Source organism: Rhizobium mongolense USDA 1844 (assembly GCF_000419765.1).
In the GTDB taxonomy this organism is placed as follows: domain Bacteria; phylum Pseudomonadota; class Alphaproteobacteria; order Rhizobiales; family Rhizobiaceae; genus Rhizobium; species Rhizobium mongolense.
On the sequence record NZ_ATTQ01000014.1, the window covers coordinates 77,360 to 97,903 of the forward strand.

Genomic DNA, 20,544 nt, shown 5'->3' on the forward strand with positions numbered 1-20,544 from the left:
CCGGAGGACTTGCCTTGAACAGGGCTGAACTTTCGGCGATTTATCGCGGCTACATCGCCTGCCTGAACGCGCGGGACTGGCAGCGGCTGGGGCGCTTCGTCGGCGACGATGTGCGCCACAATGGCCGGCGGCTTGGCCTGGCAGGCTATCGGGCGATGCTGGAGCGGGATTTCGAGGAGATTCCCGATCTTCGTTTTGACGTCCAGTTGCTGACGTCCGACCCACCCCTTATTGCATGCCGGCTGGCTTTCGATTGCACGCCGAAGGGAACGTTTCTCGGCCTTCCAGTCAACGGAAAGAGAGTCTTTTTCACCGAAAACGTCTTCTATCGCTTCGATCGGGAAAAGATCGATGAGGTATGGTCGATCATCGACAAGGCGGCCATCGAAGCACAGCTCTGATGAAAGCCGCCGCGTCTTGTCGTGCCGCTACGGATTGAAGCGCTGCGGCGAATAGGCGGAAATATTGATAAACGGCGTCTCGCCGGTGATCAGTTCCGCCAGCACGCGGCCGGTCACCGGACCGAGCGTCAGGCCGTGGTGCGCATGCCCGAAGGCGAACCACAGGCCGTTGTGCCGCGGCGCCTTGCCGATGATCGGCATCATGTCCGGCGTGCAGGGGCGCGCGCCCATCCACGGCTCGGGATCGAGCCTGCGTCCGAGCGGGAAGACGGTACGGGCGACTTTTTCTGCGCGGTCGAGCTGAACCGGCGTCTTCGGCGCGTCGAGTGCTGCGAATTCCGCACCGGTTGTCAGCCGGATGCCGCGGTTCATCGGCGCAAGGAAATAGCCGCGCTCGGCATCGAGCGTCCAGTTGTTGAGGACGGCATTGCCTTCCGCCGCATAGTGCATGTGGTAGCCGCGCTTGACGCCGAGCGGAAAGGAATAGCCGAGCCGCTTCGTTGCAACCGCAGCCCAAGGGCCGAGCGCCATCACCGCGTCGTCTGCCTCGATCGAGCCTTCGGACGTCATGATTTTCCAGCCGGAACCCGACTGGCCGAGCGAAACGGCGTCGCCGACAACAAAGCGGCCGCCAAGGCTTTCGAAATAGCTGCGGTAGGCGGCAGTCAGCGCTTGAGGATCAAGGACCGACCAGGGATCGCGCCAGCGGATGCCGCCGGCGAAGGTCTTCATGAGGCTAGGCTCCATGCGGGCAATATCCGCGGAAGACAGCGTTTCGTAGCTGACGCCGAATTCCTTCTGCCAGCTTTCGGCCTCAGCAAGCTCTTCGTCGCGCTTTACTTCGGTCCGGAAGATCTTCATCCAGCCATCCTTGCGGATCAGCTGTTGTGCATGCGACGCCTCGATCAGGTCCTTGTGCTCAAGGATCGAGTTCTCGATCAGCGGGGCATAGGCACGGGTGATCATCTCATGGCGCCGTGCATTGGAGTTCCACCAGTATCGGGCGAGGAAGGCGAGCTGGCTCGGGAGGGCCTTCAGATGATAGTGCGCGTCGATGCGGTTGTTGAGCGCGTAGCGCAGCAGCAGTCCGATCTGTTGGGGAAAGCCGTAAGGCACGACACCTTCACGCTGGATCAGTCCCGCATTGCCGTACGAGGTCTCGCTGCCGGGATCCTTGCGGTCGATCAGCGTCACCTGCCGTCCACGCCGTTGCAGATGAATTGCCGTCGAAACACCGACGATGCCGGCACCGAGCACGATTGCGTTCTTGGTCATTTTTCCCTGCAGCCCACTGAATTCCGAGGGTCGAAAATGCCCTTAGGATTGCAATGGCGCAATTGAAAAATCGCACTTTATTTCAAAATCATTGCCGTTTTGAGTGCGGCATTTTCGGCACGGATGCGGATGGCGAGCATGAGCGCATTCAAGATCGTGAAGGCGGCCCCGTAGAGCGGCATGCCGAAGGCAAGCGGCAGGACCGCGATCTCCCCCGCAACGATCGCATAATTCGGATGCCGGATGAAGCGATAGGGTCCGCTACGCACGAGCGGCGCCTCCGGTAGAACGATGATCCGCGTCGTCCACCGCTCCTTGAGGGTGGCGAGCACCCAGAGGCGCAGGATTTGCAGCAGCATGAAGATGCCGAACCAAACAAGGTTCACCGGCCTGTCCATGGCGAGCAGCCACAACCCGCCGATCCAGGCGGCATGCAGCGCGACCATGTAGGGGTAGTGTTCCGCCCCGGTCTCGCGTGCGCCTTTTGCAAGAAGCGCGGCCGTGTTGCGCCTGGAGAGAGCAAGTTCGCCGAGCCGCTGGATCGTGACGAAGGTCAAAAGCGCGATGGACGCAAGCATCATGCCGTCCTTCGCAGCGTAACGCAGCTTGCGGAAAATCCCGGTCCCATGGCGATCATCGCAGCGCGGTCGGGCAGGCCGGCGCGGATTGCGCGTTCCAGCACGAAGAGGACGGTTGGCGAGGACATGTTGCCATAGTCGGAAATCACCGCGCGCTCGTGATCCAGCGAACCGGGCGCGAGCGAAAGCGCACTTTCCATTGCTGCCAGCACCTTGGTCCCGCCCGGGTGGCATATGAAACGGTCGATATCCTGACGGGACAGGCCATTGCGGGCAAGGATCGCGTCGACAGCGGGACCAAGCTCCGTCTCCGCGAAGGGGGGCAGCGACTGCGCAAGCACGATGCCGAAGCCTGCGTCGTCGATCTTCCAGCCCATAATGTCGAGCGTGTCGGGAAACAGATGTTCGCCGCTCGACTCCACTTCGGCGATGCCGTCTCCACCGTTGCGAAGCACGCAAGCTGCGGCACCATCGCCGAAGAGTGCGGTTGCGATGATATTGGGCCGCGTCAGCTCGTCCAGCCGGAAGGCGAGGGTGCAGAGTTCGATCGTCACGAAGAGCACGGTCTTGCCCGGTTTGCCCTTCGCCAGACGCGACGCGATGCCGAAACCCGAGACGCCGGCAGCACAGCCAAGCCCGAACACGGGGACGCGCTCTGTATCCGCCCGGAAGCCCATCTTTCCGGCAAGCCGCGCATCGAGGCTCGGCGTCGTAAACCCGGTGGAGGAGACGGTGACGACGCAATCGATGTCGCTTGCCTGCAAATCGGCCTGCCGCAGTGCCTTGGTCGCCGCTTCGATGAAGAGGCTGCTTGCGACCTCCGCATAGGCCTCCATCCTGTCCTGCCAGCCATGCGGCTCGTCGAACCATGAGAGCGGCCGCGCCGCATGCCGCTTGGTAATGCCCGCATTGTCGAAGACGCTCGCAAGATGCCGAAAGTCCTGGAGGCGGCCGGCAAAGAGGCGGGCCGATGCCTCGGCTGCCTCTGCCTGCGTGATGATGTGCTCGGGCACTGCAATGGCGAGGCTCAGAAATTTGACCGTATCGTTCACGGCATTCTCCTTTTGCCCCCGGCGGTAAAGCGGAGAACACGTCTGACAGCGATTTATTCGTACCGGTTTCATCACGAAAAGGTGATGGAAAAATGCCGTGCGCCGTCCGAATAAAATGCCGGGCAGGCGTGTTCTTTCGCGGCAACGTCATTTTCCCGGAGATATCCCATGACGACCACGATTGTCCGTATCGCTTCTCTCGTCCTCGGCGGCTGCATCGCCGCCTCCATGCTTTCCACACCCGTCTTCGCCGTCGGTGGCGGTAGCGGTGGCGGCGCGAACACGCCCACCTGCAAAAAGGGTCAGATCTATGACAAGAGATCGAAGCAGTGCGTGAAGCAGCAGGGCGCCAATGTGACGGATGAGAACCGCACCGACTATGCCTATTCGCTGGCAAAGGCCGGCCGCTATGAAGAAGCGCTGGCGATACTCGACACCGTCAAGGATCAGAACAATGCGGAAGTGCTGAATTATCGCGGCTACGCCACCCGCAAGCTCGGCCGAACGGACGAAGGCATCTCCTATTACCTTCAGTCGGTCAAGCTCGATCCGCAATATGCGAAGGTTCGTGAATATCTCGGCGAAGCCTACGTCGTCAAAGGCCGCATCGATCTCGCCAAGGAGCAGTTGAACATGATCAAGGCGATCTGCGGCACGGGTTGCGAGGAATACCAGGACCTAAACGCCGCAATCCTCGATCCATCGAAGATCTGAAAAGAGGCGGGCGCGTGGCGGCAAGGAGGGATGATCGAATGCCGGTCGCGCGCACCACATTTCCTGCCTATAGTCGCCTGGAAACGGGATTGCCGCTTCGGCTGGCGATCCCCGGAAGACGAACTGGGGCGGAGGCGGCCATCGCGAGCGAAGCGGACATCAGGAAAGGTCTGACGGAGAACCTTGCCAGGCTCTGGCGTTATGGTCTCGTGCTCTCGCGGCAGCGCGATGTGGCCGATGACCTCGTGCAGCAGACCTGTGTCCGGGCGCTGGAACGCTGCGGGCAATTCGAAAAGGGGACACGGCTCGATCGCTGGCTGTTTTCGATCCTGCATTCGATCTGGCTGAACGAGGTCCGTTCCCGCAAGGTCCGCCAGGGCAGGGGCTTGGCTGATCCGGAGGAAGCACTGGTCTTCGATGGAGCCCGCGACACCGAAACGCATGTCATGGCAAATCAGGTGCTGCTGCAGGTGAACGCACTGCCGGAAGCACAGCGCAGTGCCGTCTTCCTCGCCTACGTGGAAGGGCTCTCCTATCGCGAGGTGGCGGATGTATTGGCCATACCGATCGGAACCGTGATGAGCCGGCTGGCGGCAGCACGTGCGACGCTTTGCGGAGCCATTTCGGACGAGGGACGGCAATGAGCAACGATATCAACATGCCTTCTGACGAAGAACTGACGGCCTTGATCGACGGCGAACTGCCGTCGCAGGATGCTGCGCGCATCGAAGCGCTCGTCAATGCCGACGAACGCGTAGCCGCCAGGCTGGAATTCCTGTCCCACAGCAACCTGCCATTCAAGGAGGCCTTCACCCCGCTTCTCGCCGCCGCGCCGCGGGCGAGCCTCGAATCGATGCTTGCCGCAATCCCCACACAGCGGGAAAGTAGGGGCTCAAGCTTTGCGAGCCGCCGCGGCTTTCTCGGCGCGCTTGCCGCTTCGGTGGTCGTGGGTGTCATTGCAGACCGCGCCTATCTCGGCATCGGCCGCAGCCTTTCGAAGGACGAGGGGGGCGGCGCCGAATGGCGCGCTGTCGTCGCCCAATATATCTCGCTCTACACGCCGGACACGCTGGCAGGTCCCGTTCCGCCTGCCGATGTGCAGAGCATTCAGCTTGCACAGATCGACCGAAAGCTCGGGCTTGCACTTTCCCCGAGGATGGTTGCTCTGCCGGGGATAGACTTTAAGCGCGTGCTGCTCCTGGAATATGACGAAAGACCGCTCGCCCAGATCGCCTACCTTGATCCCGAGACCGGCCCGATGGCGCTCTGCATCATCCGCTCGGACAATGGTGAAAAGGCGCCGGACATCGAAGGCCGCGAGGGCATGAACGTCATCTACTGGTCCAGCCGGAGCTATGCCTTCATGTTGATCGGCCATGCCCCGGCAGACCGGATGCAGGAAATCGTCGATAACCTGAGGTCAAAATTGACGGCATGAATGCCGTCCCGCCATCATGATGACCAGATTGCATGGTGTTGCCGATCATCTCGATACGACAGGGGCCGGCATTTCAGCATGGATTGGATCAATCGTTATATCGACGAGCCGCTGCTTTCCGGCGCGGCGCGTACGCTGCGGGTTTGGCATGTCTACACGGCGCAGCATCCGGAGCGTTTGGAACCGGTGTGGAACCTGGCGGCGCTTTCGTTCCTGGCAATCGCAAGCCGGTACAATCTCTCCGGCCAGCCTCTTGTCCTCAGCCTCGCGGCGTTGTTGATGCTGGCTCTGCCGTCCATCTGGAAGCTGGCTTCCTCCGCAAGGGTGGGAAGGGGCGGCTATGACGCGCGGCGTTACAAGTCGCTGCGAGCCCGAGCGATCAGCAAGCGTGAGGCGGAATGGTCTCTGCGGATGACCGTTCTCTTCGCCTCCGCCGGGCTGCCATTCGTGACGCGCATTGATGATCCCATCGGATCGGCGTTCATGGCTGGCGCCTGCATCTGGTTCGTGCTCACCGCGCCCGTGAAGTTCTATCTCGAAGCAGCAGAGCCACCCGCCCCCGACGAAGGCGACCGCACGCATCAGGGCATCCTCCAGTTCGGCTGATGGCCGGAAACCAGGCGTTTTGGAACCAATTGCCAAGGGTAGCCGTTGATAGATCAGAATCGAGAGAGGAGTTCACCATGCTGTACTACGCTTTGGTATTTCTCGTCGTAGCCCTGATCGCCGGCGTCCTCGGATTTGGCGGGATTGCAGGCGCTTCGGCTTCCATAGCACAGGTTCTTTTCTTCATATTCCTGGTGCTGTTCGTCGTATCGCTCGTCATGCGCCTGATGCGCCGCGAATAGTGCGACGAAATGAGATGTTTGAAAACCCGGCGTTGTGGCGCCGGGTTTTTTGTGTCGATAGCGCGCGATGTCATCCGGCATCAGGCGCGACCCCGAAACAGATCTTAATGCGGAAAAACTTGCGACAGCCTCGCCGCCCCGTGGCATAAGGCCACCGAAAAACTTTTCTGGGTCCTTATCGCATATGATTCGTATCGAAAACATCAGCAAGCAGAACAGCCACCGCATCCTCTTCATCGAGGCGACCGCAGCGCTCAACAGAGGCGACAAGGTCGGCCTCGTCGGTCCGAACGGTGCCGGCAAGACGACCCTTTTCCGGATGATCACACAGGCGGAGCACCCCGACGAGGGGCAGGTATCCGTCGATAAGGGCGTCACCATCGGCTATTTCAATCAGGATGTCGGCGAGATGGAGGGCCGCAGCGCCGTATCCGAGGTGATGGACGGCGCCGGCCCCGTGAGCATCGTTGCTGCCGAATTGCGGGAGCTCGAGGCGGCCATGTCGGACCCCGAACAGGCCGATGACATGGACAGGATCATCGAGCGCTACGGCGAGGTCCAGGCGCGCTACGAGGAGCTGGACGGCTATGCCCTGGAAGGACGCGCGCGCGAAGTTCTGGCCGGTCTGAGCTTCAGCCAGGAAATGATGGACGGCGACGTGGGCGCACTGTCCGGCGGCTGGAAGATGCGTGTGGCGCTTGCCCGAATTCTCCTGATGCGTCCCGACGTTATGCTGCTTGATGAGCCGAGCAACCATCTGGATCTGGAAAGCCTTATCTGGTTGGAGGAGTTCCTGAAAGGTTATGACGGCGCGCTGCTGATGACCTCGCACGACCGCGAGTTCATGAATCGCATCGTCACCAAGATTATCGAGATCGATGGTGGCAACTTGAACAGCTACTCCGGCGACTATGCCTTTTACGAACAGCAGCGGGCCCAGAACGAGAAGCAGCAGCAGGCCCAGTTCGAGCGCCAGCAGGCGATGCTCGCCAAGGAAATCAAGTTTATCGAGCGCTTCAAGGCCCGCGCCTCGCATGCCTCGCAGGTACAGAGCCGCGTGAAGAAGCTGGAGAAGATCGACCGGGTGGAACCGCCCAAGCGCCGCCAGGTCGTCTCATTCGAGTTTCTGCCGGCACCGCGCTCGGGCGAAGATGTCATCAGCCTGAAGAACGTGCACAAGAAATACGGCAGCCGGACCATCTACGAGGGGCTGGATTTCATGGTGCGGCGGCGCGAGCGCTGGTGCATCATGGGCATCAACGGCGCCGGAAAGTCCACGCTTCTGAAGCTGGTCGCGGGTTCGGCGGAGCCGGATGAAGGCAACGTCGCTCTCGGTGCCAGCGTGAAGATGGGATATTTCGCGCAGCACGCCATGGATCTCTTGGACGGCGAGCGCACCGTACTCCAGTCACTGGAAGATAAGTTCCCGCAAGCGGGGCAAGGCTCGTTGCGAGCGCTGGCGGGCTGCTTCGGATTTTCCGGCGACGACGTCGAGAAGAAATGCCGGGTGCTCTCGGGTGGCGAGAAGGCGCGGCTCGTCATGGCAATGATGCTCTTCGATCCGCCGAACCTTCTCGTGCTGGACGAGCCGACAAACCACCTGGATCTGGACACCAAGGAAATGCTCATCAAGGCGTTGTCCGAATACGAGGGCACGATGCTGTTCGTTTCGCATGACCGGCACTTCCTGGGCGCTTTGTCCAATCGGGTGCTGGAACTCACCCCCGACGGCATTCACCAGTATAGCGGCGGCTACACGGAATATGTGGCGCGCACCGGTCATGAGGCGCCTGGCCTGCGCAGTTGAGTCGAGAGCAATAAGGGCGCGCGCTTAAGCGCGCTCTTCCCAGATTTTCGCCAGTTCGACGATCGTCTTGACCGCTTTCTCCATATCTTGTCGGCTGACCCATTCGAGCGGCGAGTGGAAGGCGTGGCCGCCTGCGAAGATATTGGGACAGGGCAGGCTCATGAACGAAAGCCGGGAACCATCGGTCCCGCCCCGGATGCTGCCGCGCACCGGCTCCATTCCGGCGCGCCGGATTGCCTCGACGGCGTTGTCGATGATTTCCGGATGGCGGTCGAGGATGGCCTTCATGTTGCGGTACTGCGGCTTGACTTTGAAGCCGTAAGAGGAGCCGGGATAGTCCGCCATGACCTCCTTTATGATCCTCTCCAGCAGGGCTTCCTTGGCTGCGAGGCCATCGTCATTGAAGTCACGAACGATAAGGTTGAGGGCTGCTTTTTCCATCGAGCCTGTGACGCCCGTCGGGTGGACAAATCCCTCTCTGCCTTCGGTCGTCTCCGGTGCCAGGTTCTTCGGCAGCCGGCTGATGATTTCGCCGGCGATCTTGATGGCGTTTTCCATCTTTCCCTTGGCGAAGCCGGGATGGATGGCCACACCTTGAATAGTGATCTCGACGCCATCGGCGGAGAAGGTTTCGTCTTCGATATGCCCTGCCGTCTCGCCATCCATGGTGTATGCGAACCGGGCGCCGAGCTTTTCAAGGTCGACCTTGTCGACGCCACGGCCGATTTCCTCATCCGGCGTGAAGAGGATCTTGATTGTCCCGTGCTTGATATCCGGATTGTCGACCAGGATTTGCGCTGCCGTCATGATCTCGGCAATGCCGGCCTTGTCGTCGGCCCCGAGCAGCGTCGTACCGTCGGTGGTGATGATGTCGTTGCCGATCTGGTCGTTGAGCGCTGGATTGTCGCCGACGCGAATGATCTGCTGCGGATCGCCTGAGAGCCTAATGTCGCCGCCGCTGTAGCTCCGCACGATTTGCGGCTTGACATTCGTTCCGGTGAAGTCCGGTGCCGTATCCATATGCGAACAGAAGCAGATGACTGGCACTGGCTTGTCCACTTTGGACGGAATGGTCGCATAGACATAGCCGTGTTCGTCGAGATGCGCATCCGAAAGCCCGATTGCCAGCAGTTCCTCGACCAGCATACGGCCGAGATTCTTCTGCTTGTCGGTGGAAGGCTGCGTCGACGACGTGGGATCCGATTGCGTGTCAATAACGACATATCGAAGGAAGCGATCGGTAACAGTATCGGTCATAGGCTCAAGTCCAGTGCATGATCGTCAGCGATAAACTGCTGTAACCTTCATCCGCGTTGCGGTGAAGGCCCTTTTTGCCTCGCGCCTGTGTCAGCGGGTGAGGCAGGCTTCGTATTGTGAGCATTGATAAGAAATGTCTTATATAGTATCCTAAATCTAAATCATAAATTGTCTTATGCGGGCCGCATGCTCGTTTAGATATGGGAGTGAAATCCAACTTGAGTTGACGGATGACGCCGTGGCGCCTGGGGGTGGAAATGAGTGTTCCGAACGTCGTCCATTTAGCTCGCCACCTTTTTCTTATCGGTGCGATTTGGCTGCCTGCCGTCACCCTTGTGGCTTTCTGCCCTCACGCCTACGCCCAGCAACAACCATCGGCAACGAATTCCGCGGACGAGCAACAGCCTGCACCGCTGACCGCGGACGAGATGGAAGTTCTGGTCGCCCGCATAGCGCTTTATCCGGATGAACTGGTGGCGCTGATCAGCTCGGCCTCTCTCTATCCGCTGCAGACAGTGGAGGCGGCGCGATACCTCGATAACCTCAAGAAGGACGCGAAGCTCAAACCGAAGGATAGCTGGGACGGGAGCGTCGTCTCACTTCTGAACTACCCGGAGATCGTCAGGATGATGAGCGACGATCTTGACTGGACGCAGACTCTCAGCGGCGCGATCGCCTATCAGCAGAAGGACGTTCTGGTCGCCATACAGTTACTACGCGATAAGGCAGTTGCAGACAACATCATCAAAACCGACGACAAGATCAAGGTTATCCAGGAGAACGACAACGTCATTATTCAGGCGGCCAATCCGGAAAAGATCTATGTGCCTCGCTATGAGCCGGCAATGCTCTACGCCGAGGACTACGAGCCGGTGCCTCTGGCCTATTATCCGGAGCCCTATCCGAACTATTATTATCCAACCGCGACCTTCTTTGCCGGCGTTGTCACCGGCGCGATCTTCGGCGCCGTTGTCGATTGGGACAATTGGGGCGTCTGGGGCGGCCGCTTTGACGGCAATGACATCGATATCGACTGCAACAAGTGCTTCAACAACATCGACGTCAACGGCAAGCTCAAATTCAACGATGTCGACTGGAAGAATGTCGATCGCAGCAAGATCAAATTCGACAGGGATCAATTCGCTAAGCTCGACCGGACCAACGTCAAAAACAGGATAGAGGCAGACGGCCGCAACAATATCCGCGACAAGGCGAAGCTCACGAAAAGCAATGCCGCATCAGAGCTGCGTCAGAGAGCGGGTTCGGGGGCTCTCAAGGATGTTCGTGCGAACAAGGTGACATCTCGTCGCGAAGGGGCGGCTAGACGGCCCGACGGAGCGATTGCCGCGCGAAGACCCGACGCCGCGCCGAGCCGGCCGACGCGGAATGTCAAGGAGAGCGGAAAGATCACCCACGCCGTCAGCAAGCAACGGCCGGCCGCGAAGCTCGACAATCGCCCGCGCAAACCGTCAGCGCTCGGCGAGGTGCGCTCCGGGAAAGTGGCGAAGATTCAATCCAACCGCGGCGGCAAGGCCATGGGGGGCGGCATCAGTGGCGGCGGCAGGCCGCACAGGGAAATCCATCGGGGTGGTGGCGGTGGCGGCGCAGTCATGCGTCGTGGCGGTGGCGGTCGGCGCCGCTGACCGGGTGAACGGGGGAACGTTATGGCTATGCGGTATCGGCGAATGATTTTTCGTTCCGGCTTGGGATTGCTCCTCCTGGGCGTATCCATGCTGCCGGCCGTGGCGAATGCGGCTGAAGAGGGAGCGACCACGCTTGAGCAATATGTGGCGGCAACCGAACCGGCCGAATATGACGACCCCGGCAAGGCGGTCGCGGCCTTCAAGGATGCCCTGTCGGCCAATGACTTCGACAAGCTCGCGGGGATACTCGGCCTCGATGCGCAAAAACTGAAGACCAGCGAAGGCGTTATGGATACCTTCGGCACCGTCAGGGACCGTGCGGCAAAAGCCGTCGTTCTGACCGGCGATGGCAATCAGAAGATCATTGAGATCGGCGAAGAGCTCTGGCCATTCCCGTTTCCCATATCAAAAGACGATGAAGGCAAATGGGCGTTCGACACCTATGCCGGGATCGAGGAAGTCACCAATCGCCGTATCGGCGAAAACGAACTCGAAGCGATCGCGACGGTCCGCGCCTATATTGATGCGCAGGAAGAATATGCCGAGGCGGATCGCGATGACGACGGCGTTTTGGAATATGCCCAGAGGCTGATCAGCAGCGAAGGCAAGACGGACGGCCTGTACTGGCCCGAGAGGCAGGATGTCGGCACGAGTCCGGCAGGCTCCTTTGTCGATCAGTCGGAACTTCAGAAGGCAACGGAGGACAGGGGCTATTACGGCTATCGCTTTAAGATACTCAAGCGGCAGGGCGCCAACATCGCCGGCGGCGCCTATGACTATACCATCAACGGAAACATGATCGCCGGTTTCGGCCTCGTCGCTTGGCCGGTGACATACGGCGAAACCGGCATCCACACCTTCGTGGTCAACCGCAACGGCATCGTCTATCAGGCGGATCTCGGAGAAGGCACGGATAGACTGGCTTCTGGCATCGAGCGGTTCAATCCGAACGACAATTGGGCCGTGACCGAGGATTGAGCGGATTTCACCGCTGTTCTTGGAAAGGGAAATGCGAGGAGAAATGGCTTGTTAGGGAATCTTTTGACCTCAATCCGGACCTTCATTGGCGGACATCGCCACTGGTAAGTGGACGTTGAGCGAAGCCGGAGTCGTAGCCGAGCGCAGCCCCTGGTAATGACCGGCGCAGGTGGGCGTATGCCGGCCGCTGCCAAAGCCGATTGCCTGCAGACGTATCGACCTCTCATGAAGTGGTGGGGCACCCCGTGTCCTTACGGGGCCCGGACAGCAGAGCTCAATCCTCCGGCAGGGTGAAGACCGCGCAGGGATCGGCGATGCCGCGCAATGCGTGTTCGCCCAAGGGGATCAAGGCCGTTGCCGTCTCCTTGGCGACAGCGCCCGAGATGAGCACGCTGTGACCAAGGGGCTTGCAGAGCCCTTCGAGCCGGCTGACCAGGTTGACCGCGGGGCCGATGGCGGTAAAGTCCAGCCGGTCGGCCGCGCCGATATTGCCCCATAGCATCTCTCCGAAATGCAGTGCCATGCCGAAGGGCAGCGATGGCAGGCCCTGCGCCTGCCGCGTCGCATCGAGATGAACCATGCCGGCGCGGGCGGCGGCGACCGCGCGCAGCGCCGCGTCGCAAGCCTCGCCCGGCGCGCCGGTGGCCGGGAAGATCGCCAGCACGCCGTCGCCGATGAACTTCAGCACTTCGCCCCCGAAAGCATGCACCGCCCCCGTGACGCGGTCGAACCAGGCGTCGAGGGCGGCGATCATGACGGAGGGCTCTGTCGCTTCGGACAGCGCTGTGAAATCGCGCAGATCGGCGCAGAGCAATGCGGCGCGGATGGTCTCGCCGGCACCACGGCAGAGCGCGCCGGCCTGCACCTGCGCGGCGCTGCGCCGGCCGAGATAGGCCTCAAGCAGCGTTGCCAGCGCCGCCCGTGCGGCCAGCGCGGCCAGGGGAGCGGTTGCAAAGCGCGAGGCCTGTCGCAGCCGGTAGGTCTCGGCGGGATCGAATGGTCGGCACCCGGCCCAGCCCAGCACCGGGCTGTCCGGAGCCGTGCCGACTGTCTCCTCCAGTACGGGGCCAAGTCCGACAAGCCAGCCGTGTCCGGCCTGACCGGGCGGACCGCCGGCAAAGCCGAGCGCCTCGATCACTACGCCGGTTTCGGCCCGCCATAGCCAGGTGCGGTGGGCGATGATCGGATGCGGCAGGGTAAGCGTCAGGGCTGCGCCGGCCAGCGGCAGGCCGTCGGCCAGCAACCGGCCGCCGAGCTCGGCCAGGAACAATTCCGGGTCGGATGAGGCGCCAGCCTCGTCGACCAGCCAGGCGAGGGGGGCGGGCAGATCCATGCCGCGATCATGCCACGCGGGCCGGAGGCTGTCATCCACGCCGTGGCGAGGGGATGTCCGCCTGGCCTATGTCGGAGGACATCCCGCGAACGTCATCGAGGAGAGGCGGCCCCCCGGACGTAGCTCCGGACGGCTGACCGTTGCCTGGCGATCGCCTCAAGGCGGGCGTTTCGGGAGCGGAGTTCAGTCATATCTGCCATGCATCGGATCCGGGCCTGGGTCGCGTCCGGCTGCCACCTCGACCAGCCGGCCGAGGTAGTGAGCCCAGCCTTCCGCATGGCCGGCGCATTGTTCGGCATTGGGCAGGCCAGTGTGGGTCAGGCGCAGCAGCGTCCCGTCCGGCTGCTCGATCAGGTCGATCTCGACCAGGCTCGACCCCGGCGGCACGATTTCGCTGCCGTCCCAGCCGAAACTGTAGGCCAGACGGTGCACCGGCACCACCTCGCGAAAGGAGCCGCGGGCGAAGCGGGCGCCGGTGACGTTGACCAGATAGATCCCCCCAGGCTGCGGCTCGATCTCCGCCTCAGTACCCATCCAGCGCAGGATTTTCTCTGGATCTGTCAACAGGGCAAACACCGCCGAGGGCGGCGCCGGGATATGCGTCTCACGACGAACGACAAGGGCCTCTTGCATTGGTCTCTCCTGTGGTTGCTATTGCCTGCCACCGTTTGAGGCGCAGAATGGATGTCCCGCTGGCGTGAGACAGCATGTAGGCAAACGCACACCCGCAACAAGGGCACCGGCCAGCGCTTGCGATGGCACTGCCAGATGGTTGCTGGTGACACCACCGGGCGCCCGCATCTTTTACGTCCATCAACACTGATCGTGCCGGCGTAGCTATTCCATCGGTAGTTAAAACCGTGCTCATCACGGCCTTTCGGCACGAGGTCAAGGTACTGGTAGGCGCCATTGACCATGTCGATGCCCCGCTCATAGAGGAATAGGTGTGGAACACCTGACCTCACTCGTCCCTGTAGAAGAGGCTGATCTCAAGGCGCGCCTTCAGCCACTCCTCGTGCGAAACGACTTGATTCTGCATGGTTATTCCCCTGTTCGTCGGTGCTTTGCGGGGCGAAAGCCGGGTCGGGACGGCGGGTTCTGCTTCGCAGGCCGGAGATCAGCTTCAGCCAGGGCGCCAAATGGAAGGCGCTCATCAGCAAGTACATCGGGACCATTCCGGTCAGCGGTGACGCATGAGACGCGGCAGAGCAGATCATGTCCGTATCGCCGAAGATCGCTGTCAACAGCGCCATGACCGCGAAGGTCGGCGCCGCCGCAAGGGATAGCCAACCCGCAGCACCGAGGGCCGCCAGGTTGCCGCTTTCGCCGGAGGAGCCCAAAGCTTCACGCCGAGCAGCAATCATTGTTGTGACCCTCCGGGCGAAATTGCTTGTCGTACTTGTCGTGGTGGCGCCACCAGACGCCGTGCTCGTTGCGCCCCATAGGAGCACGGTCGAGCCATTGGTACATACCCCACAGGCCGTCCAGACCGCGCGCATAGCTGGAATAGGTATGGTAGACGATGCCATCGTCGAGCACGAAGGCACTGAGGCCCGGCCTGTCGCGCGTATATGTGGCAACGTCGGTTCCGGTCATGGCTGCGATCTGCGCGACCGGCTCCTCGCTGCCACGCAACTGCCATTCCTGAACGGTTTTTCCGGGAAGCGGCTCAGGTGCCGGCGGCTCGCGGTCGAAATTGTATTCTATGCTGCCCTCGCGCTGCTGCTCTTCAGTGAACCAGACGCCGAAGTCACGGTTGAAATCGCCGCCGTTCGACGACGCCCAGCGAAAGGTCCAGCCCATCCGCCGCTTGAATCCCTGCAGCTTTGCGAGCGGTGCGCGCGAGACCGCCGAGAAGGCGACATCGTGGTTCTCGAGATGGACGACGATGCCGTTGAATCCATCGGCGATCGAAGAGCAGGACGGGCAGCCGGCGGTATAGTCGGGGCCGAACATGAAGTGATAGACGAGAAGCTGCGAGCGGCCCCTGAAAAGATCCACCAGCTTGGCGTTCCCTTCTTCGGTCTCGAACCGGTATTCCTTGTCGATCCGAACCCAGGGCAATTCCTGGCGCCGCAACGCCAATGCGTCGCTGCGCCGTGTCAGCTCCTTCTCATCCTTGAGCAGGTCGAGGCGTGCCGATAACCACTCTTGGCGTGTTCCGGTTATGTGTGCCGTCATCGTTCTTCTCCAATGGCTGTCTGTCGCCGTCTCATTTTCGGTGCGGCGTGTTGCTTGCTGGTCGTGAATAGACTAGGGCCGGATATCGAATGGTGGGAGTTACAAGTGTGACGGGATTCCGATGGACTCGCTGATCACTGCCGCAGCACGCGCCCTCGCCGCAGGCGATCCCCTCGGCGCATTGAAGCGGGTCGCCCTGCGCGACGACGCACCAGCACTTGCGCTTAGGGGTATTGCGATGGCGCAGCTCGGCGATCTCGTCCGGGCCACGGCTCTCCTCAAGAGTGCGGCGCGTGCGTTCGGCCGCAAAGAGGCGGTGGCTCGCGCAAGGTGTGTCGTCGCCGAGGCCGAGATCGCACTCGTCTCGCGCGATCTCACCTGGCCTGCGAAGGCGCTCGACGCAGCGCGGGCGACCCTCGAAGCCCACGGCGACCGCATCAATGCCGCGCATGCACGGAATGTGGAGGTCCGGCGCCTGCTCCTGATCGGCCGCCTCGACGAGGCCGAGCGTATGCTGGCTACGCTCGACCAAGCACCGCTCCCGCCCGCGTCGAGGGCCGCCCATGAGTTGGTTGTTGCAGGGATCGCCATTCGGCGTCTCCAGACGAAAGCGGCGGGCGAGGCTCTCACGCGGGCCAGGCACGCCGCCAGCGAGGCAGACATCCCTGCGCTCACGGCGGAGGTAGAACGAGCATCCCTCCTCCTGATCACGCCCGCAGCGCGCCTCATTGCGCGTGGTGAGGAACGCCCGCTCCTGCTCGAGGAGATCGAAGCGCTCCCGGCCTCCGGTGCGCTTGTTGTGGACGCGTGCCGGAATATCGTGCGGGACGACCGGCTGGCCGTCCCGCTCGCGACGCGCCCGGTATTGTTCGCGCTTGCCCGTGCGCTGGGCGAAGCCTGGCCTGGAGACGTGCCGAGGGGCGCGCTCATCGCACGCGCATTCCGGGGAAAACATGCCGACGAATCCCATCGCGTGCGACTGCGGGTCGAGATCGGGCGGCTGCGCGCGGAGATCCGAACGCTTGCAGATGTGAAGGCGACGAAGCGAGGCTTTGTGTTGGCGCCGCGCCGGGCTTGCGAGATCGCTGTGCTGGCGCCGCCCGTCGAAGAGCAGCATCCGGCGGTGCTCGCCTTTCTCGCCGACGGCGAGTCATGGTCGAGCTCAGCGCTTGCGATTGCGCTCGGAGCCAGCCCGCGCACGGTACAGCGGGCGCTCGAGCAGCTTGCCGCAGGAGGCAAGGTGCAGTCTTATGGTCGCGGGCGGGCGCGTCGCTGGATGACCCCACCCGTGCCGGGATTCCCGACGATCTTGTTACTCCCCGGTCCGCTGCCGGGTGATTAAGATCAGGGCCTGAGTTGAAAACCTGAGACGACAGGGTGAATCATGAAAAGATCCGCAGCCGAAATTCTCCGTGAATATGGTCCTTTTCCGGGTGCCGAGCAGGTGCACGGCGTCACCTTCGACGGCCGGCACGTCTGGTTTGCGTCCGGAGACAAACTGAACGCCCTCGACCCCGCGAGCGGAGAGACGGTGCGCTCCATTGATGTAGCCGCGCACGCAGGGACCGCCTTCGACGGCGAGCACCTGTTTCAGATTGCCGAGGACCGCATCCAGAAGATCGACCCGAAGACCGGCCGCGTGCTTTCGACGATCCCGGCGCCCGGCGGCGGTGACTCTGGCCTTGCCTGGGCCGAGGGCACGCTCTGGGTGGGGCAATACCGGGACCGCAAGATCCATCAGATTGATCCCGAGACAGGAGCGGTTCTCCGCACCATCGAGTCCAGCCGCTTCGTCACGGGGGTCACCTGGGTCGACGGCGAACTCTGGCACGCCACCTGGGAAGGTGACGAGAGCGAGGTCAGGCAAATCGATCCTGAAACGGGGGAGGTCCTGGAAGTGCTCGCCATGCCGGCCGGTGTGAGTGTCTCCGGGCTCGAATCCGATGGCGGCGATCAGCTCTTCTGCGGCGGCGGGAACAGCGGCAAAGTGCGGGCCGTTCGTCGGCCGAGGTGAGATATGCCGCGGTGCCGGGGACACATGCTGACTAACCCGACGAGTGGTCGAAGCGGCCTCACGGACGACAAGCGTATCGCGTCAAAACGCGCCCCGAAACACCCAGAAAAACAAGGATTTAAGATGATGTAGCGAGAATTGGTGGGGAATCTGGATTCTGACATAATTTCAAAGGCTTAGCTACCCAAAACGGCAACAATTTTTGCATCTGCCGCAAAAGCTGCAGGCTCTTGCCGTTGCTCAGGAACATCTCAGCCTGGCAGGACTGGGCTGCATGGGGATGCGATGGCTAGGGTTGTTCCGGTCCCCTCAACGAAGTTCCTGGCATTCGATCAGTTCAATCCGACCCTTGCCCTTGATTTCTACGAAGCCCAGTGAGCGCCCCCGACCCCGCTCGCGAATGCGATGCCACGTGGCCCCGCTGGTTGCTACAGTCCCAGGGCTAGCATGGGCTGCGATCCGTGAGGCCATATTTACTGTGTCGCCCCACAGGTCGAACACGTATTGCCGCTTCCCGATGATTCCTGCCACAACTGGACCGAATTGAACGCCGACTCGCACCTCCCATTTGGGCTCGATGCGGCGTGATGCCGTCACCATGTCGAGTCCGCATTGCAAGCTGGCAAAAACTGGATCTGGCATGCGATCAAACAGGCCGGCCGTAGCCATAAAGGCGTCGCCGATTGTCTTGATCTTCTCCATCCCATGCTGACGGACGATTCGTTCGTATTCGCCGATCAGCGCCTGAAGATCCTCCACCACTTTCTCCGGTGGATTCTCATCGCAATAGGCTGTGAAGCCAACGATATCACAGAATAGCACCGCGACTTCATTGTATCGACGGGGCCGGACCTCATTGGTCGCTTTGAGCTCGCGCACCGCGCCGGCGGGTAGGATGGCGTACAGAAGCTCGTCGGCTCGGCGCTTTTCGCTTTCGACTTGCTGCGTATATACCGCCTCTTGGTCGCGCAGCCTCTTCTTTTCAAGGCACGCAGCCACGCGGGCACGCAGCAGCACCGCGTTGAACGGTTTGGCCAGATAATCCTCGGCGCCGAGGCTGATGCAGCGCGCCACACTGTCGATCTCATCGACCGCCGAAATCATGACGACCGGAATGTTGCGCAGCGTTGTGTCGGCCTTCAGGTGCTCGAGCACCTGGTAGCCGTCCATTTCCGGCATCGTAATGTCGAGCAGTACGAGGTCGAACGGTCTCGTTGCCAGCATTTCGAGCGCCTCTCGTCCATTGCTGGCGCACGCCACGTTCCGGTAGCCTTCTCGCTTCAAGCGCTCGGTCAGCGTAAAGCGATTGTCCTCGTTATCGTCGACGACGAGCAGGGCAGGTCCAACCTCACTCATGGCATCGACTCCTTTGGGAGCAGGGCCTTGATCTTTCCAAGCAGGCGCGCGAAGTCGACGGGCTTGGTATCGAAGTCATCGCACCCGGCTGCCAGTGCTGCTTCGCGGTCGCCAGCCATCGCGTGCGACGAGAGTGCGATCACGGGAATACCCCGCGTCTCAGCCAATGCCTTGAGACGTCTTGTCGCCTCCCAGCCGTCGAGGACGGGAAGGCTTAAGTCCATCAGGATTAGCGCCGGGGCGTCCGATCGTGCACGCGCCACGCCCTGATCGCCATCGGTGGCGACGACTACCTCGTAGCCTTTGCGTCTTAGCCGCGCGGACAGCATGTAGATGTTGTCCTCATTGTCCTCGACATAGAGGATCCTAACCATCACGTCGATCCTCATCAGGTGAGTTACGTTTGACAATGTATCGAGCAACCATCTTGCGCAATTCCTCCAGAAGATCGTCGCGGCTGAAGGCGGTCTTGGCGAGCACGCGCTCGACGCCACCGTTCAGACGCCGGTGGTCTTCCTTGCCAAGGGTCGCCGCCGTCACAACCACGACCGGCATCGCCTTGAAGGCAGGCTGCTTTCGCAGTTCGACAAGGAACTCGAAGCCGTCCATTTCCGGCATGATGAGGTCGAGAATGATCAGGTCCGGAGGCGCGCGGATGAGCCGTTCCAGCGCGACCCGGCCATTCTCGGCCTCGTCCACAGCGCAACCCTCGGCACTCAATATGCGCCGCCATTGCTGGCGCGTGTTCTCATCATCTTCAACGATCAGAACACGAAGTGCTGGGCTGGGCGCGCCCGACCAGAATTTGGCGATCAGTTTCCGGAGCGCGTCGCGGTCGATCGGCTTCATCATGTAATCGGCGGCACCGAGCGCGTACCCGCGATTCCTCTTATCGGCCATGGTGAGCATCACCACGGGGATACTCGCGAGCTCAGGATCCGCCTTCAGTTCCTGCAGGACGCTCCAGCCGTCGCAACCCGGCATGAGCACGTCAAGGGTGATGAGCGCGGGCTTCACCTGCCGGGCCAGATTAAGGCCCTCGGCACCGTCTCTGGCCGTCACGACATCGCAACCTTCGCGGGCAAAAAACCGGCGCATCTGGTCCCGCACCGCCTTATCGTCATCAACGACGAGGACCACGTTCGAGACGAGGCGAATGTGATCATCGGCGGCGACCCCGGTGCCAGAGGCCGGCTCTTGCAGCGCGGGGCCCGCGTCGATTGCCGACGGCAGCCACACCGTGAACTTGGTACCGGCGCCGGGAGTGCTGTCCACAGTGATCTGGCCATCCATCGCGCGGCACAGGCGTTGGCTGATGGCAAGCCCTAGCCCAGTGCCGCCGTACTTGCGGGTGGTGGAGCTGTCGGCCTGACTAAACTCCTGGAACAGGTTCGTCATCTGCTGCGGCGTCATACCGATGCCAGTGTCGGAGACGGTAAATATTACGCCACCGCCTCCATCATCCTTCGCGCAGGTCGCCCCAATCGTCACTTGGCCGTTCTCCGTGAACTTGCAGGCGTTACTCAACAGGTTGAGGAGGATCTGGCGCACACGAAGCTGATCGGCGCGCATGCTGCCAATGTCATCCGGACAGCGGATGATGATCCGGTTGCGGTTTTTCTGCGCAAGGGGCTGCGCGGTTGTGGCGGCATCTTGAACCATTCCTGCG

General features: G+C 61.7%; 23 protein-coding genes. 11 read left to right on the forward strand and 12 right to left on the reverse strand.

Annotated features, from left to right (window positions below; translation table 11 throughout):
* Positions 1 to 14 precede the first annotated feature (14 nt).
* A complete protein-coding gene (locus tag A3C3_RS0124600; RefSeq protein ID WP_022717238.1) occupies positions 15 to 401 on the forward strand; it encodes an ester cyclase in 387 nt (128 codons plus the stop codon).
* 27 nt (positions 402 to 428) lie between these two features.
* Here the strand turns inward: A3C3_RS0124600 and A3C3_RS0124605 are convergent, their stop codons facing one another.
* The 3 genes from A3C3_RS0124605 to A3C3_RS0124615 form a co-directional block, all read right to left on the reverse strand.
* Positions 429 to 1,676, reverse strand: coding sequence for an NAD(P)/FAD-dependent oxidoreductase (locus tag A3C3_RS0124605; RefSeq protein ID WP_022717239.1), 1,248 nt, complete (start codon positions 1,674 to 1,676; stop codon positions 429 to 431).
* Positions 1,677 to 1,753: 77 nt separating this feature from the next.
* Positions 1,754 to 2,257: an isoprenylcysteine carboxyl methyltransferase family protein gene (locus A3C3_RS0124610; RefSeq protein ID WP_022717240.1), complete on the reverse strand. Its 504-nt coding sequence runs from the start codon at positions 2,255 to 2,257 to the stop codon at positions 1,754 to 1,756.
* Positions 2,254 to 3,306, reverse strand: a complete 1,053-nt coding sequence (locus tag A3C3_RS0124615) for a type III polyketide synthase (RefSeq protein ID WP_022717241.1) — start codon at positions 3,304 to 3,306, stop codon at positions 2,254 to 2,256. Before A3C3_RS0124615 ends, A3C3_RS0124610 begins: the two co-directional genes overlap by 4 nt.
* A gap of 168 nt (positions 3,307 to 3,474) precedes the next feature.
* Between A3C3_RS0124615 and A3C3_RS0124625 the strand changes: the two genes are divergently transcribed.
* The 6 genes from A3C3_RS0124625 to A3C3_RS0124650 all read left to right on the forward strand — a co-directional run bounded on the left by A3C3_RS0124625 (position 3,475) and on the right by A3C3_RS0124650 (position 8,113).
* On the forward strand, positions 3,475 to 4,020 hold the full coding sequence (locus A3C3_RS0124625) for a tetratricopeptide repeat protein (RefSeq protein ID WP_022717243.1): 546 nt from the start codon (positions 3,475 to 3,477) through the stop codon (positions 4,018 to 4,020).
* A gap of 38 nt (positions 4,021 to 4,058) precedes the next feature.
* Complete coding sequence (locus A3C3_RS0124630; RefSeq protein WP_022717244.1) at positions 4,059 to 4,664, forward strand: RNA polymerase sigma factor; 606 nt, start codon at positions 4,059 to 4,061, stop codon at positions 4,662 to 4,664.
* Positions 4,661 to 5,458, forward strand: a complete 798-nt coding sequence (locus A3C3_RS0124635; protein ID WP_022717245.1) for an anti-sigma factor family protein — start codon at positions 4,661 to 4,663, stop codon at positions 5,456 to 5,458. The genes A3C3_RS0124630 and A3C3_RS0124635 overlap by 4 nt, the downstream gene beginning before the upstream one ends.
* Positions 5,459 to 5,536: 78 nt before the next feature.
* Positions 5,537 to 6,064, forward strand: coding sequence for a hypothetical protein (locus A3C3_RS0124640; protein WP_022717246.1), 528 nt, complete (start codon positions 5,537 to 5,539; stop codon positions 6,062 to 6,064).
* A gap of 77 nt (positions 6,065 to 6,141) precedes the next feature.
* The gene (locus tag A3C3_RS43950; RefSeq protein WP_022717247.1) at positions 6,142 to 6,306 is read left to right on the forward strand and encodes a DUF1328 domain-containing protein; all 165 of its coding nucleotides are present in this window, start codon (positions 6,142 to 6,144) and stop codon (positions 6,304 to 6,306) included.
* A gap of 184 nt (positions 6,307 to 6,490) precedes the next feature.
* Positions 6,491 to 8,113 (forward strand): ABC-F family ATP-binding cassette domain-containing protein, encoded by a 1,623-nt coding sequence (locus A3C3_RS0124650; protein WP_022717248.1) that lies wholly within the window; start codon positions 6,491 to 6,493, stop codon positions 8,111 to 8,113.
* 24 nt (positions 8,114 to 8,137) lie between these two features.
* On the opposite strand, the gene pepT is transcribed toward A3C3_RS0124650, so the two are convergent.
* The gene (pepT, locus tag A3C3_RS0124655; protein WP_022717249.1) at positions 8,138 to 9,370 is read right to left on the reverse strand and encodes a peptidase T; all 1,233 of its coding nucleotides are present in this window, start codon (positions 9,368 to 9,370) and stop codon (positions 8,138 to 8,140) included.
* 257 nt (positions 9,371 to 9,627) lie between these two features.
* Between pepT and A3C3_RS0124660 the strand changes: the two genes are divergently transcribed.
* Entirely contained in the window at positions 9,628 to 11,013 is a 1,386-nt protein-coding gene (locus A3C3_RS0124660) for a DUF3300 domain-containing protein (RefSeq protein WP_028739961.1), read from the forward strand.
* Positions 11,014 to 11,034: 21 nt separating this feature from the next.
* A complete protein-coding gene (locus A3C3_RS0124665) occupies positions 11,035 to 11,991 on the forward strand; it encodes a DUF2950 family protein (protein WP_033419811.1) in 957 nt (318 codons plus the stop codon).
* Between the two features lie 274 nt (positions 11,992 to 12,265).
* On the opposite strand, the gene A3C3_RS0124670 is transcribed toward A3C3_RS0124665, so the two are convergent.
* From A3C3_RS0124670 to A3C3_RS39185, 5 genes are all read right to left on the reverse strand, one after another.
* Positions 12,266 to 13,324 carry an adenylate/guanylate cyclase domain-containing protein gene (locus A3C3_RS0124670; protein WP_022717252.1) on the reverse strand — a complete coding sequence of 353 codons (1,059 nt, stop codon included), beginning with the start codon at positions 13,322 to 13,324 and terminating at the stop codon, positions 12,266 to 12,268.
* Between the two features lie 183 nt (positions 13,325 to 13,507).
* On the reverse strand, positions 13,508 to 13,957 hold the full coding sequence (locus tag A3C3_RS0124675; protein ID WP_022717253.1) for an SRPBCC family protein: 450 nt from the start codon (positions 13,955 to 13,957) through the stop codon (positions 13,508 to 13,510).
* The gene (locus A3C3_RS48635; protein WP_233450652.1) at positions 13,885 to 14,241 is read right to left on the reverse strand and encodes a DUF899 domain-containing protein; all 357 of its coding nucleotides are present in this window, start codon (positions 14,239 to 14,241) and stop codon (positions 13,885 to 13,887) included. Before A3C3_RS48635 ends, A3C3_RS0124675 begins: the two co-directional genes overlap by 73 nt.
* 72 nt (positions 14,242 to 14,313) lie before the next feature.
* Positions 14,314 to 14,688, reverse strand: coding sequence for a hypothetical protein (locus A3C3_RS39180; protein ID WP_022717254.1), 375 nt, complete (start codon positions 14,686 to 14,688; stop codon positions 14,314 to 14,316).
* On the reverse strand, positions 14,669 to 15,505 hold the full coding sequence (locus A3C3_RS39185) for a DUF899 domain-containing protein (protein ID WP_022717255.1): 837 nt from the start codon (positions 15,503 to 15,505) through the stop codon (positions 14,669 to 14,671). The genes A3C3_RS39180 and A3C3_RS39185 overlap by 20 nt, the downstream gene beginning before the upstream one ends.
* Before the next feature lie 121 nt (positions 15,506 to 15,626).
* On the opposite strand from A3C3_RS39185, the gene A3C3_RS0124690 reads away from it, so the two are divergent.
* On the forward strand, positions 15,627 to 16,847 hold the full coding sequence (locus tag A3C3_RS0124690) for a hypothetical protein (RefSeq protein ID WP_022717256.1): 1,221 nt from the start codon (positions 15,627 to 15,629) through the stop codon (positions 16,845 to 16,847).
* 42 nt (positions 16,848 to 16,889) lie between these two features.
* Positions 16,890 to 17,519 carry a Vgb family protein gene (locus tag A3C3_RS0124695; RefSeq protein WP_022717257.1) on the forward strand — a complete coding sequence of 210 codons (630 nt, stop codon included), beginning with the start codon at positions 16,890 to 16,892 and terminating at the stop codon, positions 17,517 to 17,519.
* 309 nt (positions 17,520 to 17,828) lie between these two features.
* Here the strand turns inward: A3C3_RS0124695 and A3C3_RS0124700 are convergent, their stop codons facing one another.
* From A3C3_RS0124700 to A3C3_RS47265, 3 genes are read right to left on the reverse strand one after another with little or no spacing between them, the layout of a single operon-like run.
* Complete coding sequence (locus A3C3_RS0124700) at positions 17,829 to 18,875, reverse strand: adenylate/guanylate cyclase domain-containing protein (RefSeq protein ID WP_022717258.1); 1,047 nt, start codon at positions 18,873 to 18,875, stop codon at positions 17,829 to 17,831.
* Positions 18,872 to 19,249: a response regulator gene (locus tag A3C3_RS0124705; protein WP_022717259.1), complete on the reverse strand. Its 378-nt coding sequence runs from the start codon at positions 19,247 to 19,249 to the stop codon at positions 18,872 to 18,874. The genes A3C3_RS0124700 and A3C3_RS0124705 overlap by 4 nt, the downstream gene beginning before the upstream one ends.
* On the reverse strand, positions 19,242 to 20,537 hold the full coding sequence (locus A3C3_RS47265) for a response regulator (protein WP_312866137.1): 1,296 nt from the start codon (positions 20,535 to 20,537) through the stop codon (positions 19,242 to 19,244). The genes A3C3_RS0124705 and A3C3_RS47265 overlap by 8 nt, the downstream gene beginning before the upstream one ends.
* Positions 20,538 to 20,544 lie beyond the last annotated feature (7 nt).

Coding starts and splice junctions, on each gene's coding strand:
- A3C3_RS47265 (WP_312866137.1), bottom strand. CDS start 20,537: ATGGTTCAAGATGCCGCCACAACCGCGCAGCCCCTTGCGCAGAAAAAC.
- A3C3_RS0124610 (WP_022717240.1), bottom strand. CDS start 2,257: ATGATGCTTGCGTCCATCGCGCTTTTGACCTTCGTCACGATCCAGCGG.
- A3C3_RS0124665 (WP_033419811.1), top strand. CDS start 11,035: ATGGCTATGCGGTATCGGCGAATGATTTTTCGTTCCGGCTTGGGATTG.
- A3C3_RS0124690 (WP_022717256.1), top strand. CDS start 15,627: ATGGACTCGCTGATCACTGCCGCAGCACGCGCCCTCGCCGCAGGCGAT.
- A3C3_RS0124635 (WP_022717245.1), top strand. CDS start 4,661: ATGAGCAACGATATCAACATGCCTTCTGACGAAGAACTGACGGCCTTG.
- A3C3_RS0124605 (WP_022717239.1), bottom strand. CDS start 1,676: ATGACCAAGAACGCAATCGTGCTCGGTGCCGGCATCGTCGGTGTTTCG.
- A3C3_RS43950 (WP_022717247.1), top strand. CDS start 6,142: ATGCTGTACTACGCTTTGGTATTTCTCGTCGTAGCCCTGATCGCCGGC.
- A3C3_RS39185 (WP_022717255.1), bottom strand. CDS start 15,505: ATGACGGCACACATAACCGGAACACGCCAAGAGTGGTTATCGGCACGC.
- A3C3_RS0124670 (WP_022717252.1), bottom strand. CDS start 13,324: ATGGATCTGCCCGCCCCCCTCGCCTGGCTGGTCGACGAGGCTGGCGCC.
- A3C3_RS0124625 (WP_022717243.1), top strand. CDS start 3,475: ATGACGACCACGATTGTCCGTATCGCTTCTCTCGTCCTCGGCGGCTGC.
- pepT (WP_022717249.1), bottom strand. CDS start 9,370: ATGACCGATACTGTTACCGATCGCTTCCTTCGATATGTCGTTATTGAC.
- A3C3_RS0124660 (WP_028739961.1), top strand. CDS start 9,628: ATGAGTGTTCCGAACGTCGTCCATTTAGCTCGCCACCTTTTTCTTATC.
- A3C3_RS0124630 (WP_022717244.1), top strand. CDS start 4,059: ATGCCGGTCGCGCGCACCACATTTCCTGCCTATAGTCGCCTGGAAACG.
- A3C3_RS39180 (WP_022717254.1), bottom strand. CDS start 14,688: ATGATTGCTGCTCGGCGTGAAGCTTTGGGCTCCTCCGGCGAAAGCGGC.
- A3C3_RS0124640 (WP_022717246.1), top strand. CDS start 5,537: ATGGATTGGATCAATCGTTATATCGACGAGCCGCTGCTTTCCGGCGCG.
- A3C3_RS0124705 (WP_022717259.1), bottom strand. CDS start 19,249: ATGGTTAGGATCCTCTATGTCGAGGACAATGAGGACAACATCTACATG.
- A3C3_RS0124675 (WP_022717253.1), bottom strand. CDS start 13,957: ATGCAAGAGGCCCTTGTCGTTCGTCGTGAGACGCATATCCCGGCGCCG.
- A3C3_RS0124700 (WP_022717258.1), bottom strand. CDS start 18,875: ATGAGTGAGGTTGGACCTGCCCTGCTCGTCGTCGACGATAACGAGGAC.
- A3C3_RS0124650 (WP_022717248.1), top strand. CDS start 6,491: ATGATTCGTATCGAAAACATCAGCAAGCAGAACAGCCACCGCATCCTC.
- A3C3_RS0124695 (WP_022717257.1), top strand. CDS start 16,890: ATGAAAAGATCCGCAGCCGAAATTCTCCGTGAATATGGTCCTTTTCCG.
- A3C3_RS48635 (WP_233450652.1), bottom strand. CDS start 14,241: ATGGTCAATGGCGCCTACCAGTACCTTGACCTCGTGCCGAAAGGCCGT.